12 protein-coding genes are annotated in these 18,833 nt (G+C 69.4%); 6 read left to right on the top strand and 6 right to left on the bottom strand.

Annotated elements, in window-relative coordinates; all coding sequences use genetic code 11:
* Window positions 1-27 precede the first annotated feature (27 nt).
* From C5E41_RS03720 to metH, 4 genes are all read right to left on the bottom strand, one after another.
* The gene (locus C5E41_RS03720; RefSeq protein ID WP_104374407.1) at window positions 28-888 is read right to left on the bottom strand and encodes a HalD/BesD family halogenase; all 861 of its coding nucleotides are present in this window, start codon (window positions 886-888) and stop codon (window positions 28-30) included.
* Window positions 889-1,469: 581 nt separating this feature from the next.
* Complete coding sequence (locus C5E41_RS03710) at window positions 1,470-2,135, bottom strand: HAD family hydrolase (RefSeq protein ID WP_258080713.1); 666 nt, start codon at window positions 2,133-2,135, stop codon at window positions 1,470-1,472.
* Between the two features lie 25 nt (window positions 2,136-2,160).
* Entirely contained in the window at window positions 2,161-3,801 is a 1,641-nt protein-coding gene (locus C5E41_RS03705) for a serine/threonine-protein kinase (RefSeq protein WP_104374405.1), read from the bottom strand.
* A 73-nt stretch (window positions 3,802-3,874) separates the two neighbouring features.
* Entirely contained in the window at window positions 3,875-7,453 is a 3,579-nt protein-coding gene (metH, locus tag C5E41_RS03700; protein ID WP_104374404.1) for a methionine synthase, read from the bottom strand.
* 162 nt (window positions 7,454-7,615) lie between these two features.
* On the opposite strand from metH, the gene C5E41_RS03695 reads away from it, so the two are divergent.
* Window positions 7,616-8,476, top strand: a complete 861-nt coding sequence (locus C5E41_RS03695; RefSeq protein WP_258080729.1) for a PAC2 family protein — start codon at window positions 7,616-7,618, stop codon at window positions 8,474-8,476.
* 72 nt (window positions 8,477-8,548) lie between these two features.
* On the opposite strand, the gene C5E41_RS03690 is transcribed toward C5E41_RS03695, so the two are convergent.
* On the bottom strand, window positions 8,549-8,854 hold the full coding sequence (locus tag C5E41_RS03690; RefSeq protein ID WP_062965122.1) for a hypothetical protein: 306 nt from the start codon (window positions 8,852-8,854) through the stop codon (window positions 8,549-8,551).
* A 286-nt stretch (window positions 8,855-9,140) separates the two neighbouring features.
* On the opposite strand from C5E41_RS03690, the gene C5E41_RS03685 reads away from it, so the two are divergent.
* The 5 genes from C5E41_RS03685 (at window position 9,141) to C5E41_RS03665 (ending at window position 18,493) form a co-directional block, all read left to right on the top strand.
* Window positions 9,141-10,280, top strand: a complete 1,140-nt coding sequence (locus C5E41_RS03685; protein WP_104374541.1) for a hypothetical protein — start codon at window positions 9,141-9,143, stop codon at window positions 10,278-10,280.
* A gap of 112 nt (window positions 10,281-10,392) precedes the next feature.
* Window positions 10,393-11,157, top strand: coding sequence for a DUF2127 domain-containing protein (locus tag C5E41_RS03680; RefSeq protein ID WP_104374402.1), 765 nt, complete (start codon window positions 10,393-10,395; stop codon window positions 11,155-11,157).
* 159 nt (window positions 11,158-11,316) lie between these two features.
* Window positions 11,317-12,825 carry a TIGR02677 family protein gene (locus C5E41_RS03675; protein WP_104374540.1) on the top strand — a complete coding sequence of 503 codons (1,509 nt, stop codon included), beginning with the start codon at window positions 11,317-11,319 and terminating at the stop codon, window positions 12,823-12,825.
* On the top strand, window positions 12,825-14,270 hold the full coding sequence (locus C5E41_RS03670) for a TIGR02678 family protein (protein WP_104374401.1): 1,446 nt from the start codon (window positions 12,825-12,827) through the stop codon (window positions 14,268-14,270). The genes C5E41_RS03675 and C5E41_RS03670 overlap by 1 nt, the downstream gene beginning before the upstream one ends.
* Before the next feature lie 2 nt (window positions 14,271-14,272).
* Complete coding sequence (locus C5E41_RS03665) at window positions 14,273-18,493, top strand: TIGR02680 family protein (protein WP_104374400.1); 4,221 nt, start codon at window positions 14,273-14,275, stop codon at window positions 18,491-18,493.
* Between the two features lie 39 nt (window positions 18,494-18,532).
* Here C5E41_RS03665 and C5E41_RS03660 read toward each other — a convergent pair whose 3' ends face one another.
* The gene (locus C5E41_RS03660) at window positions 18,533-18,826 is read right to left on the bottom strand and encodes a hypothetical protein (protein ID WP_181063082.1); all 294 of its coding nucleotides are present in this window, start codon (window positions 18,824-18,826) and stop codon (window positions 18,533-18,535) included.
* Window positions 18,827-18,833 lie beyond the last annotated feature (7 nt).

The following is an 18,833-nucleotide window of genomic DNA, read 5'->3' as shown; positions in this document are numbered from 1 at the left end:
GGCGATCCTCCTGAGTCGAACGGGTGATCAGTCGAGAAGTCGGTCACCGCGCACGGCATTGCTCGCCGCGGCCAGATGGTCCGGAAGAACCCGCCCGAACAGCTGCCGGGTGCGTTCGACCGCGCCCACGATGCCCGGGCGGTCGCTGTAGGCGAAGATCGCGCTGTGGCGTTGGGAGGTGCCCTCCACCGGGGAGACCCGATGCAGGGAAAAACGGCCTTGGAACAGTTGCAGATCGCCGGGACGCAGCGTCAGCCGCCGGATGAACGATTCGCCCGATCCGGTGAGCACGGCCCGCACATCGGCCAGATTCTCCGATTCCGGCGTCCGGATCCGCGGGCAGTATTCGAAGACCCCGCCCGCGTCCGGTTCCTGGGTCAGCATCGAGACCGTGAATTCGTTGGTGTCGAAATGCCACGGATGCGACATGCCGGGCGCAACCACGTTGAGGCACAGGCCCGCCAGCGGATCGGTGTATTCGTGCAGCCGAGGCAAGCCGAAGCATTCGGCGACCAATCGCTGGAACGCCGCACTCGTGTAGAGCACCTGGATCACCGCGGTGGGAGGAATGAGATCCCGCGCGACGAAGGCGTTTCCGCGCTCGAGCACGATCGTGGCCGGATGGTCGGGCGGTAGGTCGGTGTCGAGCGGAATGTTGTACGCGTTGACCTTCTCGACCGTGTAGTAGGCGTGCGGGGCGAGTTCGGCGCCCTCGTCGCGCAGCGTGGCCAGCAGATTCGGGCGAACGAATCCCGGCAGGACGGTGCAGCCGTCGGCGGCGAGGTCGTCGCGCGCCCGGTGCACCACCTCGTCCCATCGCGCGCTGCCGGGTGCGTCGAGCGGATAACGCTCGGTATCGACGACGGCAGCGAGGGCCGGACCGGCCACCGCTGCATTCCCCTGTTCCGAAGTACCTTCTCCCCCAGCCATTTCGCCGTCCACCCGGCCCGGTGCACCCACGTTGACACAACCCCCTGTCGCCGCCATGAAGATCATTGTGACCTGCCGGGCGCCATTGCACAGCAGATTCCCGGATATCATTGGGAAACCTCACAAGTCCTCGAGTACCCCTGTGCGCCAGCGATATTCGCCACCACAACGTCGCGACGCACCGGCGCGCGGCACTAACGGGTACCATGCTGAGCCCGGACAGTACCGACACGGTCACCGCACGCACCGGAATGGGATCTGCCGACGCGAGCCGCACAGGAGGTCGCCGCGGTGGCGGCGGCCAGGTGGACCGACGGCGCGCCGTTGCGGAGCAGCGGGGTGATTCGGCGCGCACGGTGGACGCCCAGATAGCGGCCGTCCTGCGCAAGCTGGCGGGTAGCGTCGCGCGCCGAGATCGCACCGCGGGTGCCGCCCGAGTGCCGCGTCGGTGCGGACCGGAAACCGAGACCACGCCGACTCCGCACCGTGCCCGCACCAACTCCGCACCGTGCCCGCACCGGCGAGCTCGGTGGCGCGTGTCAGCGTGCGCCGGCGTGAACCAGGGCAAGCTCGTCGATGGTGAGGCCTACCAGGGATTCGCGGAATTCGAGTCCGGGCCGCGCCGGGACCGCGATCTCACACGGCACCACCAGCACCCGGCATCCGGCGGCCAGCGCCGCGGCCGAGCCGGTCGGCGAATCCTCCACGGCCACACAATCTTCCGGGGCGACACCGAGCAGCCGCGCGGCGCGCAGATAGGGATCGGGCGCGGGTTTGCCGCTGTCGACCTCGTCGCCGCAGACCGAGAGGTCGAACATATGCCGGCCCAGAGTTTCCAGGCACAGCTCGGTGATCGAGCGCTTGGTGTTGGTCACCAGCGCGGCCGGCAGGCCCGCAGTCCGCAGCGTGGCCAACGCGTCCTGCGCACCGGGCCGCCACGGGATAGGCCCGGCCATCAGTTCGGCGACCCGGCGCTCCAGCCACTGTCCCGCCGCGAGCATCGCTGCCGGGTCGCGCTCCAGGCCCAGGCCGTCGAACAGGATCCGCAGCGCGTTGCGGGCGTCGGCGCCGATCAGCGCGTGCCGGATGGCGTCGGTCATACGGCCGCCGAGCTCCTCGGCGAGTTCGCGCACGCCGATATCCCAGAGCTTCTCCGAATCCAGCAGGGTGCCGTCCATATCCCACAGCACGGCGGCCACAGTCACCCGGAGCTCTCCTTCCGATTCCGCATCAGGTTCCCGACGCGGTGATGAGCATCCGGCCGGAGGCCGTATCCACCGTGAACCAGCGGCTCTCGGAAGTGACGGTCCCGTTCTTCAGGGTATAGGTGAGCGTCGCGACCGCCCGCCCGGGACCGCTCTGCGTCACGCCGCCGACTCGAACCGACGACACCGTCGACCAGAAATTCGAGTACTGCGCGTAGCCCCCGGTCTGGGACTGGTATGACGGCGCCAGCTCGGCCCAGGCGCCGCTGGTGTTACCGGGCAGCATGCCGTAGTAGCCGGAGATGAAGCCCGCGATATCGGCCGGCTGGGCCGGGCCGTAGGGAGCGCTGGTTCCGGGTGGAGATGTCCGGGTGGCACTCGCGCCGGGCGCCGGGGCGCCACTCGGCGCCGGGCCGGGTGGGAGCTGGCCACTGGGCACCGGGCTGCCGAGCGACGCGCTGCCCCCCGCACCGTTGGACGAGGATCCACCGGGCGCGTCCGGGGTCGCGGCGCCGGGCGGCGCGAAAACGGTCGCCGAGGGCTGCTCCGGCGCCGAGGTGGCGCCGTCCCCCGCGGCCGCGCGGTGCTTGTCGTCGGACCCGGACGTCGCCACCAAACCGACGATCACCGCGACGACGAGAACGGCGGCAGCGGCGGCCGCCCAGATCCGCCGATCGCGCAACGGGCCTGGTTTCGGTTGCGGCGCGGGCGTTCTCGCCGTGGATGTGGCACCCGCGGGGGCGGGCGTGGGTGCCGGCTTCTCGGGAGCCGACAGCACCGTGGTCGCGGCGGCGTCGGCGCCCGGTTGCGGAAGGACCTTGGTGGCCGCGGGGACCAACGCCGCCGATCGGCCGTCGGCGACGGCCTCGAGCGCCTCTTGCGCTTCCCGCATGGTCGGCCGGTCCGCGCCGTCGGCGGCCAGCAGGCTCATCAGCACCGGGCCCAGCGATTCCGCGCGCTCGGGCTCGGGCACCTTGGCACTGACCACCGAATGCAGTACCGCCAGCGGGTTATCGCCCTCACCGAACGGCGGCGCGCCCTCGACCGCCGCGTACAAGGTCGACCCCAGCGCGAACACGTCCGACGCAGGTTCCGGATCCTCCCCGCGCGCGATCTCCGGCGACAGATACGCCGGGGTGCCGGCCAGGAAGCCGGTCGAGGTGACCGTGACGTCGCCGACGGCCCGCGAGATCCCGAAGTCGGTGATCTTCACCGTGCCGTTGTCGGCGACGAGGATGTTCGCGGGCTTCACGTCCCGGTGCACGATGCCGGCGTCGTGCGCGGCGGCCAGCGCCGCGGCGACCTTCGCCCCGATCCGGGCCACCTCACGCGGCTCGAGCGGCCCCTTGTCGCGCATCAACGCCGCGAGGCTCGGCGCGTCGACATATTCCATCACCAGCCACGGCTGGCCGTCCTCCTCCGCGACGTCGAAGACTGTGACCGCGTTCTGATGGTGCAACCGCGCCGCGATGCGCCCCTCCCGCATGGCGCGCATCTTCGCCTCCAGCGCCTGCGCCTTGGTCAATCCGGGCGCCAGCAGCAGCTGTTTGACCGCGACGGTGCGCCGCAGCCGGACGTCACTGGCGCGCCACACCACGCCCATGGCTCCGCTGCCGATGGGATCGGCCAGTCGGTACCGCCCGGCGATCAGCCGATCTGAACTCATGGTGTCGAACTCCTCCTGCGCTCACACACCGAGCACCCCACCACTACGTGTGACGCACGGAAACGCTCAAAGTTTACGCGTTGAAGTACTTGGCTTCCGGGTGCAGCAGAACGAAGGCGTCGGTCGACTGTTCCGGATGCAGCTGCAACTCCTCCGACAGTGACACGCCGATCCGGTCCGCCTCGAGCAGCGACACCAGTTTCGCGCGGTCCTCGAGTTCGGGACAGGCGCCGTAACCGAAGGAGTAGCGTGCGCCACGGTAGCCGAGTTTGAAGTAATCCGTCACCTCGGCGGGGTCCTCGTCGGCGACCGAATGTCCTTCCAGCACAAGCTCTTCGCGAATCCGGCGGTGCCAGTACTCGGCCAGCGCCTCGGTGAGCTGCACGCCGATGCCGTGCACCTCGAGGTAGTCGCGGTAGTTGTTCGCCGCGAACAGCTCGTTGGCGAAATCGGCGATCGGCTGCCCCATGGTGACCAGTTGGAACGGCAGCACGTCGACCTGGCCGCGCTGCGCGGCCAGCTTCCGCGAGCGCACGAAGTCGGCGATGCACAGGAACCGGTCGCGCTGCTGACGGGGAAAGGTGAACCGATACCGTTGCGGCGCAGCGGGATCCGGATCGGTGAGAACGATCACATCGTCACCCTCGGACACGGCCGGGAAGTAGCCGTAGACCACTGCCGCGTGCTGTAGCACCCCCTCGGTGGACAACCGGTCCAGCCAGTATCGCAGCCGCGGGCGGCCGTCGGACTCGACCAGTTCCTCATAGCTCGGCCCCTCGCCGCTACGCTGCCCGCGCAGACCCCATTGCCCGAGAAACAGCGCGCGCTCGTCCAGCAGGCCCGAGTATTCGCCCACCGCAAGGCCTTTGATCACCCGCGTGCCCCAAAACGGCGGTACTGGCACCGGCAGGTCGGCGGCGACGTCCGAGCGTTCGGGCACCTCGACGGGCACCTCCTTGGCACGCCGTTCCGCCGCGATGCGCTTGGACCGCTCGTGGCGGGCCTTGCGTTCGGCGGCCTTGGCGCGTTCGGCCTCGGCCTCGGGACTGTCCGGATCGACGGCGCCGCCGCGCTTGCGGGTCATGATGTCGTCCATCAAGCGCAAGCCCTCGAACGCGTCACGGGCATAGTGCACATCGCCGGCGTAGACGTCGGTCAGGTCGTTCTCGACGTAGGCGCGGGTCAGCGCGGCGCCGCCCAGCAGCACCGGGAACTGGTCGGCGACCCCGCGGGTGTTCATCTCCTCGAGGTTCTCCTTCATCACCACTGTCGACTTGACCAGCAGCCCCGACATGCCGATCACATCGGCCTTCTTGTCGGTCGCCGCGTCCAGGATCGCCGAAATCGGTTGTTTGATACCGAGATTGACGACCTCGTAGCCGTTGTTCGACAGGATGATGTCGACCAGGTTCTTGCCGATGTCGTGCACGTCGCCCTTGACCGTGGCCAGCACGATGCGGCCCTTGCCGGAGTCGTCGGTGGCCTCCATATGTGGTTCCAGATACGCGACCGCGGTCTTCATCACCTCGGCGGACTGCAAGACGAACGGCAGCTGCATCTGACCGGATCCGAACAGCTCACCGACGGTCTTCATACCCGACAGCAGCGTTTCGTTGATGATCTGCAGCGGCGGCACCTCCTGCATCGCCGCGTCCAGATCCTGTTCCAGCCCGTTGCGATCGCCGTCGACGATGCGCCGCTCGAGGCGTTCGAACAGCGGCAGCGCGGCCAGTTCGTCGGCGCGTGAGGCCTTGGCCGAGGCGGCCGACACGCCCTCGAACATCGCCATCAGCGTCTGCAGCGGGTCGTAGCCCTCGCGGCGGCGGTCGTAGATCAGATCCAGCGCCGTGGTGCGCTGATCCTCCGGGATCCGGCTCATCGGCAGGATCTTGGAGGCGTGCACGATCGCGGAATCCAGTCCGGCCTCGACACATTCGTGCATGAACACCGAATTCAGCACCTGCCGCGCGGCCGGGTTGAGGCCGAAGGAGATGTTCGACAGGCCGAGGGTGGTCTGCACCCGCGGGTGGCGGCGCTTGAGTTCGCGGATGCCCTCGATGGTTTCGATGCCGTCGCGCCGCGACTCCTCCTGGCCGGTGCCCAGGGTGAAGGTCAGGCAGTCGACGATGATGTCGCTTTCGGCCAGCCCCCAGTTGCCGGTGATGTCGGCGATCAGGCGCTCGGCGATCTCGACCTTCTTCTCCGCGGTGCGAGCCTGGCCGTCCTCGTCGATGGTCAGCGCCACCACGGCGGCGCCGTGCTCGGCGACCAGGCGCATGATCTGCTGAAAGCGCGAATCCGGACCCGCCCCGTCCTCGTAGTTCACCGAGTTGACCGCGCACCGCCCGCCCAGGTGTTCCAGACCGGCCTGCAGCACCGGCGGCTCGGTGGAGTCGAGCATGATCGGCAGTGTCGAGGCGGTGGCCAGCCGGCCCGCCAGCTCCGCCATATCGACGCTGCCGTCGCGGCCGACGTAGTCGACACACAGATCCAGCATGTGCGCGCCGTCGCGGGTCTGGTCCTTGGCGATGTCGAGGCATTTCTGCCAGTCGCCGGCCAGCATCGCCTCGCGGAATGCCTTGGAGCCGTTGGCGTTGGTGCGCTCACCGATCATCATGATCGAGGCGTCCTGTTCGAACGGCACCGAGGTGTACATCGAGGACACGCTCGGCTCGTGAACCGGATCACGTTCGGCCGGAGCGACATTCGCGACCGCGTCGGCGACCTCGCGAATGTGCTGCGGGGTGGTGCCGCAGCAGCCACCGACCAGCGCGAGGCCGAATTCGGTGACGAAGCCGTGCAGCGCGCTCGCCAATTCGCCCGGGGTGAGCGGATATTCTGCGCCTTTGGCCCCCAGCACCGGCAGCCCGGCATTCGGCATCACCGATACCGGCAGCTGGGCGTGCTTGGACAGATGGCGCAGATGTTCGCTCATCTCGTCCGGGCCGGTGGCGCAATTGAGACCGATCATGTCGACGCCGAGCGGCTCGATCGCGGTCAGCGCCGCACCGATCTCACTGCCTACCAGCATGGTTCCGGTGGTCTCGACCGTGACGTGGGTGATGATCGGAATGCGCCGCCCGGCCCGTTCCATGGCCCGGCGGCTACCGGTGACCGCGGCCTTCACCTGCAGCAGGTCCTGGCAGGTCTCGATCAGGATGGCATCCGCACCCCCGTCGAGCATGCCCAGCGCGGCCTCGGTGTAGGCGTCGCGCAGCGCGACGAAGGGGGCATGGCCCAGGGTGGGCAGTTTGGTGCCGGGGCCCATCGACCCCAGGACGTAGCGGGGCGTGCCGTCGGCGGACGGGCCGATCTCGTCGGCCACCTCGCGGGCGAGCCGGGTGCCACGTTCGGACAGATCGCGGATCCGGTCGGCGATGTCGTAGTCGGCCAGGTTGGGCAGATTGCAGCCGAAGGTATTGGTCTCGACCGCGTCGGCGCCGGCCTCGTAATAGGCGCGGTGGATGCCGCGCAGCACGTCGGGGCGGGTTTCGTTCAGGATCTCGTTGCATCCTTCGAGGCCACGGAAGTCGTCGAGCGTCAGATCGGCGGCCTGCAACATCGTGCCCATCGCACCGTCGCCGATCACGACGCGCCGGGCAAGCGTGTCGAGCAACGTGGTATCGAACTCGGCGCGGGAGGACACAGACATGTACCCCAGAGTAGTGGGCGGCCCCGACAATCCTGACCACCGGACCGGGCGGCCCGCGCCACATCGCTGTCGACACGCGGTATCCCGCGATATGCGGTGAACGACACCGCCGCCACGCCGTAGGCTGACCGGGTGAACCCCAGTGCCTCATCCGATCCGGCAATGCCGACGTTGCGTGATCCGGTTCTCGTCGCCGCCTTCGAAGGCTGGAACGACGCGGCCGACGCCGCCAGCGGCGCCGTCGAACATCTGGAACTGATCTGGGACGCCGAACCGCTGGCCGAACTGGATTCCGAAGACTACTACGATTACCAGGTCAACCGGCCGACCGTGCGCCAGGTCGACGGTGTGACCCGCGAGATCCAGTGGCCCTCGACCACCCTGTCGGTGTGCTCACCTCCCGGTAGTGAGCGCGACATCGTGTTGCTGCACGGCATCGAGCCGAACATGCGCTGGCGGGCGTTCTGCTCCGACATCATCGAACTGATCGAGCAACTGCGGGTGACGACGGTGGTGATTCTGGGAGCACTGCTCGCGGACACCCCGCACACCCGGCCGGTCCCGGTCACCGGCACCGCCTACAGCAAGGAAGCGGCCGAACAGTTCAGCCTGGAACAAACTCGCTACGAGGGGCCGACCGGCATCACCGGCGTGCTGCAGGACGCGTGCGTGCGAGCGGGCGTGCCGGCGATCTCGTTCTGGGCGGCGGTTCCCCACTATGTCTCCCAGCCGCCGAATCCGAAGGCGACCATCGCGCTGCTGCGCCGGGTCGAGGACGTGCTCGATATCGAGGTGCCGCTGGGCGAGTTGCCCGCGCAGGCCGAGGACTGGGAATCCGCGGTCGACGAGATGACCGAGGGTGACGAGGAGGTCACCGAGTACGTGCGGTCGCTGGAGGAGCGCGGCGACGCCGCGGTCGACCTCGACGACGCGATGGCCAAGATCGATGGCGATGCGATCGCCGCGGAATTCGAGAAATATCTGCGCCGGAGAGGCGGCGGCAAGGGCGGATTCGGCTTGTAGCCGGTGGCGGCGCCGGACACTCGGCCGGCGGGCGAGTCCCGCGGACGCGTGTCCGGCGACAGCCGCGCGCGGTCAGGTCTCGATGGTCAGCACCTGGGCTTCCGCGTCGTGGGCCAGTTTCGCGATCAGCACGTCGCGCGGAATGGTCTGGCCCGCAAGATGATCGAGCGACGGAACCACCACATGGTGTGCCTCGGCCCGCTTGAGCTCGGCCGTGAGCTCGGCGAACGCGGTGCCGTCACCCTGGGTCGATTCATGGAACGTCGCGGCGAAGCAGAGGCCGACTTCGCTGGCCAGGGTGCACATCGCATCCTCCAGCTCGGCGGCGTGACCGTCGGCCAAGTCGTCACGCACGTATCCATAGATCAACGCTTCCACCCGAACCTCCGTTTGGATGTGTAAGGGACTCGCTGTTCTGTTGTGGATCACCTGCTAGTGGATCACCTTCTGCGGACGGGAAAACCGCCCGAATCGAGCATCCGTCATCTGCAAATGCAATTGCAGATGTCAATGACGGACAACCGCGTGCCCTATGGGTCCAACTCGCGTTAACTGGTGGGATACTACAGACGTGGCCGTGAGTGACGATCGACCCATCTGGGCTGTCAGGATGCGCTCCGAACGCGACGCCCGGGGGTGGTCCCAAGCGGATGCCGTCCGTGCGATGCGCGCGAAGTCATCCCACAACTTGCCGACAGACAGTACCCTCCTACGCAACTGGCGCCGTTGGGAATCGGGCGAGTCGCGTCCGGACGATTTCTACGCGCCGATCATCGCCGCGGCGTTCGACACCGTCACCGCGGCGTTTTTCCCCAAGGCGCGCCCGAATCGGGACGACGAACTTTTGTCGTCAACGGGAATGGACACGCTCGAGTTCATCGGCCGACTGCGGATGTCCGACATCTCTTCGGCCACACTGGATGCCATTCGCATCACCGCCGAGCGGCTGTGCTGCGAATATCCCTTCGCCGACCCGCACGAACTGCATACCGAGGGCACCGCGTGGCTGCGGCGCATCACCTCCCTGCTGGACGGACGGCTGACCCTGGCCCAGCATCGCGAGGTGCTGGTCCTCGCCGGTTGGGTGGCATTGCTGGTCGGATGTGTCGACTACGACCTGGGCCGGCGCACCGCCGCGGAGGCGACCCGCCGCGCGGCGCTGTCACTGGGACAGGAGGCCGACCATCCCGAAATCGTCGGCTGGGGTGCGGAAATGGCGGCATGGTTCGCCATCACCCAGGGCAATTACCGCGGTGCGATCGATGTGGCCGAGTCCGCTCTGGACAATTGCCGCGGCATGGGCGTCGGCGTGCAGCTGGCCGCGCAGCAGGCCAAGGCGTGGGCCCGCATCGGCGATCGCGAGGCGATGGAACGCGCCCTCGAGCGCGGCCGGGATATCTTGCGGCAATTGGACAATCCGGCAAATCTGGACAACCACTTCGTGGTCGACGCGCAGAAGTTCGACTTCTACGCCATGGATTGCTGCCGGGTCGCCGGTGACGATCGCCCGGCGGAAGCCTATGCCCGCCAGGTGATCCGCGGCGCCACCGGCCTCGACGGTACGGTCCGCCAGCCGATGCGCGTATCGGAGGCACAGCTGACCCTGGCCGTCGTGGCGGTCCGCGATCGAGATCTGGAACTCGCGGTCGACGAGGCGATGCGCGCGTTCGAGGGCAAGCGCCGTTCGCTGCCCTCGCTGCTGTGGATCGCGGGCGAGGCTGCGCGGGAGATGATCGAACGCTATCCGTCCGATCCCCGCACCCGCACCTATCTCGAGCAACTGCGGGTGCTGTCGATGAGCTGAGCGGATTCGCTTGCGCCGCCGAATTGCACTGAGCTACCAAATTGCACTGCGCTACCGAATCGCACTGCGCTACCGAATTGCAGGACACCGCCAGGGTTGTACGCTGCGACGAATGGACTTCAGTCTGCGCAGCTGCTCGTGGCACGGGCACGCCACCTACGCCCCCGACGAAGCGGAACTGGCTGCGCGCCTGCATGTTTCGACGGCCGCCGGCGAGGCCTGGCGGTGTCTGCGCTGCGGAAACTTCGTGATCGGCGAGCCGCGCGGGCGCGGCCCCGCCGATGCGGCGCCCGAGGTGCCGCGCGGGCGGCTGCTGCGCGACCGGCTGATCATGCGGTTGCTGGCCACCGAACGCGTGATCCGCGGACTGGTGTTCGTGGTGCTGGCCGTCGGGGTGTTCAAGGTGCGCAATTCGCAGGAGCAGCTACATGCCGCATTCGATCGGGAGCTGCCGCTGATCCGTCCGCTCGCCGACCAGATCGGCTGGAATCCCGACAATTCCAAGATCGTGGCGTTCATCGAGAAGGGCTGGACGCTGTCGCCGACCGTGCTCACCTGGATCGCGGTGGGGTTGCTGGCATACGCCGTCATCGAATTCGTGGAGGCCGTGGGCCTGTGGTACGTGCAGCGCTGGGGTGAGTATTTCGCGGTGATCGCCACCTCGCTGTTCCTGCCGCTCGAAATCTACGAGCTCACCGAGCGCATCACCGTCGTCCGTGCCGGCGCACTGGTGATCAACATCGCCGCGGTGCTGTGGTTGCTGTGGTCGAAGCGGTTGTTCGGCCTCAACGGCGGTAGCGCCGCTTATCATCGTGAGCACAGTGAGGAGAGCCTGCTGACCGTGGAACGCTCCGCGGTCGCCACCGAGGCGGGGTGACGGCGCGCCGAGGCCCGGGTGCGCCGCCCCGGCGCGCGGGCAGGTATTACGCTCGTGCCGGTGACCGAGTCCGCTGACCGATTGCTGCCCGCCGAACCCGCACTGTTCGACGGCGTTTCGCCCACCCGGGACGAGACCGTGATCGAGGGCGCGGACCGGCTGCGGTTGTTCTCCTTCGCCACCGCCGACAAACGCAACGACTACCTGTGGGTGCTGCGTGCGTTCGATCACGCGCGTGCCGCCTATGTGGTGCTGCTGCACGCCTCCGATGTGGCCGACACCTTGGCTCGGATGCCGGACGCCCCGCACCCCACCACCACCGAGATCGGGCCGCTGCTCGAGCAGTTGCACACCTGGGGTGTGCTGGAGCGCAGTTACGACGGCACCCGTGCGGCGACCCTCGCCGAATATCGCAACCGGCACTACGTATATCAGTTCTCGCAGGCCGGATATCAGGCGTATCGCGCGGTGAACGAGGTGTTGGGTGCGCGCCTGGACGAGGCCTCGCTGTCGCGGCTGGTGCTCCCGGAACTGCTGGCCGATCTGCAGGCGCTGGCGCAGGCCAATCGCGACGGTGACGCCGAGCGGGTATACCGCATCCTGAAGCGGCTCGACACCGCGCTGTCCGAATTGGCCGACCACGCCGCCCACTTCTATCTGACCCTCGGCGATCTGGTCCGCACGACCGAGGCCACGCCGGAAGCCTTTCTCGCACACAAGGATGCGCTGCTGGCGCATATGCGCGAATTCAGTATGGATCTGGCCCGCTACGCGCCCCGGCTGGCGGCCGCGATCGCCGAGGTCGACGACACCGGCGCCGAGTCGCTGATCGCCCGCGCCGCATCCTGTGACGAGCGGGTGCTGCTGGACATCGGCGCGCGCGAAGCCGATTGGCGGGCCCGCTGGCAGGGGCTGCGCGGATGGTTCGTCGCGGTCCGCGATCGCGGCGCGCCCGATACCGGCGGCGAATCCGCCCCGGCGACCGAGGCCGAACGGTTGCGGGAGGCGACCATGAGCGCGATCGCGGCGGTGCTGTCGCTGCTGCGCCGCGTGACCGAAACGCGCAAGGGCGGGGTGAGCCGGGAGTCGGCGCTGCGGCATCTGGCCGGTTGGTTCGCCGCCGCGCCCACCACCGACAGCGCGCACGCCCTGTTCGACGTCGTATTCGGACTGGGCAAACCTCGGCATCTGTCGATGGAACATCCCGACGCCGACATCATCCCCGCCCACCGATCCTGGTGGGAGGCAGCGCCACTGGAGATCGCGCGCACTCTCGCCGAAACCGGCCGCCAGCCCACCCCGGGCGCGCCCGCGCGGCTCGTGCGCAACGATGCCGGGGTGCGGCGGCTGCGCCAGGCGCAGTGGGAGACGCAGCGGGCCCGCGCGGCTGCCGCGATGTCGCTGGCCGCCGCCGATGTGCACGACCGGGTGCTGGACGAACGTGAAACCGAGGTCCTGCTACGGCTGCTCGACGCCGCCTCCACCGCGTGGGTGCCCGTGAGCGGCCGGGTGAGCACGACCGGCTCCGACAGCGGCGTCACGCTGACGGTCCGCGAACATCCCGGCTCCACGGTGGTGCGCACCGCCCAGGGTCTGCTGTATCTGGATCACCGCCGGCTCGAGGTGCGCGAGAATTCCCGCGCCCGTACCGCCTCCGGGCGGTCGTGATGCACGCGAAAACCATCGACCCACTGGCATTGGACAGCTACCAGCGCGCCGCGCGGGTCCTGCTGGCCAATCATCTGGTGACGCGGACCTTCCCGGATCGCATCGCGCTGCCGTTGATCCGGCGCTGGGCTACCGAGCTGCGCGAGGACATGGCCGAGCTGCTCGGTTACCGGCTCGAGGTCACCGAGACCACGGCGCGACTGTTCCCGATCCCCGACCGGCTCGACACCGGCCGTCCCGCCCGCACCCCCGCCGATCGCGTCTTCGACCGGCGCCGCTACGCCTATCTGTCGCTCGCCCTGGCGGCGCTCGGTCGCGCCGGCGATCAGATCACGCTGTCGGAGTTGGCCGATCAGGTCGCCGCCTACGCCGTGCGGGTGGAGGGCCTGGAACTGTCGACCGAACGCGCCGCCGACCGGGATGCGTTCGTGGACGCGGTGGCCTGGCTGGCCGCCCGCGGCGCACTGACCCTCGCCGACGGCGACGCCGGCGGCTGGGCCGCCGACCCGGAAGCGGGTGAGGCGCTCTACGACATCGACCGCTCGGTGGTGTTCGCGATCTTCCGGCCGCCGCGCGCGTTGCAGCACCTGCACAGTGTGCGCACCCTGCTCGACGACGACACCGACTCCGCCGCAACGACTTCCGTGCCGTCGCGCGCCGCGGCTGCGCGCCGGGTGCGGCGGGCGCTGATCGAACAGCCGGTCGTCTACACCGAAACCCTCGGTGCGGCGGAACAGTCCGCGCTGGGCAGCGAGAAGATCGTGGCGGAGGTGGAGTTGCTCACCGGCCTGCGCGCCGAACGCCGCGGTGAGGGCGTGGCCTTGATCGACACGTCCGGCCGGTTCTCCGATGTGCGCTTCCCCAGTACCGGAACCCTCGCGCAGGTGGCGCTGCTGCTGATCGGCGAGATCGCCGACCGGGTCCTCGACATCGACAATCCGCTGCCCCGGCAACCGCGCCCACCGGCCACCACCGGCATCGCCGACAGTCTCGATGCCGCCATTCCGGCGGCCACCGTCTTCGCGCCGCTGGCCACCACGCCGCAGGAACCCGGCGACGCGGAAGATCCGGCCGACGACGAGGAAGGTCCCGAGCCGATCACCCATCCGTTCGTCGACGACGAGTGGATTCGCGCGACGGTGCACGCCCTCACCGAGCGGTACGGTTCGACCTTCGCCGCGCAGTGGCAGGCCGACGTCGGCGGGCTCACCACCGAAGTGGTCGGCCTGCTGGCGCGGCTGTCGCTCGTGGCGACGCTCGACGGCGGTGTCCTGGCACTGCCGGCGCTCGCCCGCTACCGGGGCGCGGTGGTCACCGTGCGCACGCGGGCCGAAACCGAACTGTTCGCCTCGGCACGATCGCTGGGCGCGCACGCCACCGGGGAGCCGGCGACCGCATCGGCCGGCGCCGCGGGATCCGATACCTCAGGAAAGGGGACGGAGTAACCATGGACCTCATTCACGGTGGTGTCCGCTTCATTCCCACCCGCGCCGGGATCGTCAATCTGTGGGACTACCGCGATCAGGAATTCTGCTTCGCGGACGGGCGGCTGGTGCTGCGCGGGCCGAACGGCTCCGGTAAGACCAAGGCGCTGGAGGTGTTGTTCCCCTTCGTCTTCGACGGCCGCATCGAACCGCGGCGGCTGAATCCGTTCGCCGGTGAAGAGCGCACGATGAAGTCGAATCTGCTCTATCGCAAACAGGATTCGGCCTATTCCTATGTCTGGATGGAATTCGCGCGCGGGCGCTGGTCGGATCCCGAGGTGGTCACCGTCGGCATCGGCATGCGCGCCACCCGGTCCTCGGACAAGGTGACGCGGTGGTATTTCGTCGCCGACGGCCGGGTGGGCGTGGACTTCTCGCTGATCGGACCCGACGACCGGCCCTTCACCCGCAAACAGCTGGCCGAGCAGATCGGCACCGACGCGATCGTGGATCGCCCCGTCGACTACCGCGCCGCGATCGACGCGCGCATGTTCGGCCTCGGTGTGCAGCGCTACGACCAGCTGATCAATCTGATCCTGACCCTGCGCCGCCCGCAGCTGGCCAAGAACCTCGATCCGCGCGGACTCTCGCAGGCCCTGACCGACGGCCTGCGCCCGCTCGACGACCAGCTGATCCTCGACGCCGCCCGCTCGTTCAGCGATATGGAGGAGGTCGGCCGCACGCTCGAGGGGCTGGTCGCCGCCGACTCCGCCACTCGCACCTTCGTCGATGTCTATCGCAAATATCTTGCGGTGCAGGCGAAATCGGATGTGGATCAGGTGCGCTCCCGGCTGGACGCGGTGACCCACGGTAGCACCGCGCTGTTCGCGGCCGCGGCACTGCGGCAGCGGCGCGAGACCGAGCGCAGCGCCGCCGAGCATCGCGCCGAGGAGGCCGATCGCGCCTACGAGCAGGCCCTCACCGATCGGGAGACGCTGCAGCGCTCCAGCGCCTACGAGGGCAAGCAGCAGCTCGACGATCTGGCCGATGCGGTGCGGCGGCTGGAGACCTCGGCGGCGGTCCACCGCGACAAGGCGACCAAGGCCCAGCAAGCGGCCGACCAGCGCGGCGACGAATACGAACGCGCCACCACGGCGGTCACCACCGCCGTCGCGGCCCTGGCCCGCGGCGAGGACGAACTGCGCGCGGCGGCCGAGGAGGCCGGAATCGCCTGGGCCGCACTCCCGGAACAGGCTCGCACCGAACAACTCACCACCACCGTGCGCAGCCACGCCGAGGAACGCGACGCCGATGTGCGCGCGGTGCGCCAGGCGATGACGGTGGCCGATGCCGCCGCGGCCGACCGCACCCGCGCGGAGCGAGCCCTCGAGCGGGCGAGCCGCCACCGCGATACCGCGGCCGCCGAACTGGCCGAGGCGGAGGCGGCGGTGGCGCTGGCGCGCGCGAATACCGCTGCCTCCCTGCGTAGTTGGTGGAACACCCACGGTGAACTGCACTCCCCCGTGGCCACCGGAGTGTTCGAGGCGCTCGACGCGGCGCTCGCCGAGGCCGGCGGCGACGATGCGTCGCCGCTGCCGCAGGTGCTGGCCGAGCACACCGAATCGCTCACCGAAACGGTGCGGGACCGCCGCCGTCAGGCCCGTGCGAGCGCCGAACAGGCGCGCGACCGGGCCGCGGCGCTGCGCGCCGAGCAGCAACGGGTCGCGGCCGAACAGGACGACGCGCCGCCGGCCCCGCGGAGCCGCACCGAGGCCCGGGCGAGGCGTCCCGGTGCACCGCTGTGGCAGCTGGTGCGCTTCGCCGACGACATCGATGCCGAGCGCGCGGCCGGCATCGAGGCGGCTTTGCAGGCCGCGGGCTTGCTCGACGCCTGGGTCGCAGCGATCGACGAGGCGCCGCAAGGTGTTTCGGACGTCTTCCTGACCCCGCTGCCGCCCAGCGCCCGGCCGGACGGGTCCACGCTCGCGCAGGTGCTGGTCGTCGAGGACGGTGTCGGCGACGATGCAGACTCGCCGATCGCCGCGGTCTCGCGCACTCACCTCGCCGATATCCTCGCCTCGATCGCACTGAGCGACGACGACTCCCACGTCGGCGACCTGGTCGCCGTCGGCGGCGACGGCGGTTTCCGGCAGGGCGTGCAGCTCGGCCGCCACCACAAGCCGCAGGCCGAATTCATCGGCGCCACCGCCCGGGCCCGACGCCGGGAGCGGCGCCTGGCCGAGTTGGCGGAGGAGATCGCCGCCGTCGAACAGGCCGAGCAGACCGCTCGCGCGGACGCCGACGAGGCCTCCGGCCAGTTGGCCCGGCTGGCGGCCGCCGCGAAGGAATTGCCGCGCAGTAGTGCGGTGATCGCGGCGTTGCGTTCGGTTTCCGAGGCGGCGGGCGTCCTGCGCTCGCAGACCGAGGCGGCGGCGCAGGCCGAGCACGATCTGGACCGGGCGGTCGCGGCGTTCACCGCGGCCGACAAGAAGGTGCGCGCGGTCGCCGCCTCCCGCAACACGCCTCGCGACCCCGCCGAGCTGGACGCGCTCGCCGCGGCCGTCCGCCATTTCGAGAACACCGGCACCGCGCTGCTGCGGCTGCGCGGCGACCAGCAGCGCGAGGCCGAACGCGCCCGCGAGGCCAACGACCGGCTCGTCGAATCCCGGGATCTGGCCGAGGCTTTCGCCGAGGAGGCCGAATCCGCCCGAGCCGGGTACGAGGAACAGCTGCGCAAACTCGAGACGCTGCGTGAGGCGTTGGGCGCCGACGCCGCCGATATCGACCGCGAACTAGAGCAGGCCCGTGAGCGCATCGACGCCGCGCGCGCCGAACAGCGCGCCGCCCGCAAGGCCGCCGCCGAGGCGATCGAAGCCGTCGGATCCGCCGAGGGCGCCTATCGCGCTGCCCACGAGTCGCTCGGCACCGCGCTGACCGAACTGCTCACCGACGTCCGGCAACTCGCCCCCTACGCGCGACCCGATCTGCTCTCGCTGCTGGGCGCGCCCACCGAGAGCCGGTGGCCGAGTTCACCGGCGGCCTGGTCGACGGCCGATCAGCTGCTGTATCGGATCGAATCCGGCGGGCCGGAGGGTGAGACCGCCGTCCTGCCCGCCGAGGTGCACGAGTTGTTCGACAACCTCTGCGCCGCCACCGCTTCCGTGCGCGCCGGGGAGTCCGCCCGCAAATCGACCCGCAGCGCCGTGACAGCGGCGCTGCAGGAATTCGACGCCGCCCTGGCCTCCGCGCGCCAGGACTACCGCTTGCAGTGGGACGCCGCCGACGGCCTGACCGTCGTCCAGGTGCACGACGACAGCGGGATGGCGGCACTGGCCGATTTCGCCGACCGCATCGCCGCGGCCCGCGCCGATCAGGAACTGCTGCTGACCGATGCCGAGCGGCGCATTCTCGAGGACGCGCTGTTGACCGGACTCGCGCAGCAAATCCACGAACGCACCTGCGACGCCCGCGATCTCATCGCCCGGATGGGTGCGGAGATGAAGCAGCGGCGCATGTCTTCGGGCAACACCATCGGGGTGCACTGGGTGCTGGCGGACAATCTGTCGGAGTCGGCGCGCGCGGTGTGCAAACTGCTGGACCGGGCCGCTGCCGATCTGGGCCCCGACGAATTGGCTACCGTGCGTGCGCATTTCGCCGCCGAGATCCGGGCGGCACGTGCGGCGCATCCGGAACGGTCCTATCCGGAGATTCTTGCCACCACCTTGGACTACCGGACCTGGCGGGTGTTCTCGTTCACCCTGCTGACCGCCGACGGCTCCGAGGATCGGCTCACCGTCGCGCGGCACAGCGCGCTCTCGGGTGGCGAACAGTCGGTGTCGCTGCATCTTCCGCTGTTCGCCGCCGCACATGTGATGCTCGATTCGGCCGATCCGCAGGCGCCGCGACTGCTCGCACTGGACGAGGCGTTCGCCGGCGTCGACGACAACGGTCGCAGCGAATTGCTCGGACTGTCGGTCGATTTCGATCTGGACCTGTTCATGACCGGTTACGACCTGTGGATCACCTACGATCACGTACCCGCGTGCGCGCATTACGATCTCGCGCATTCGGCGGCCGAGAACACCGTCAGCGCGACGCTGCTGGTATGGGATTCCTCGGCGCTGCTGGCCGAACACGACGGCTCCGATCTCACCACCGCCCTGGGCTCGCCCAACCGGCGGCGCACCCCCCACACCGTCGAGGGCGGCATCACCTTCGACGAGGCGCTGGAGCCGACCAGCTGAACGGGATCCGTTGCGCGCCAGGCACATTCGGCCCCGCGCTCACCTGTCGCCGAAGGTGACCGACAGCGTATCCCGGTCGCCGGGTGCGACGACGACGGTCAGCGGCGGATCGGGAATCGGCCGGTCGGAGGCGGCGTAGCCGACCCAGCCGGTGCCGACGAAGACCGCGATGAGCAGGGCGGTGGGCAGCTCCGGCAGCAGCCATCCGCACGGTATCGAGGACAGACCGGTCTCGGGGATCAGCTGGAGGGTGGGTATGTCCGGTCCGGTCTCGCTGCGCACCGCATCGTCACGTACCGCACCGCTCCGCCGCGCCGGAACCCGCCCTCGCACCCGAACC

It is taken from the genome of Nocardia nova, assembly GCF_002933465.1.
Classification (GTDB): domain Bacteria; phylum Actinomycetota; class Actinomycetes; order Mycobacteriales; family Mycobacteriaceae; genus Nocardia; species Nocardia nova_B.
The sequence above is the reverse complement of the archived record's forward strand: the minus strand, read 5'-3'. Positions and strand labels throughout refer to the sequence as shown.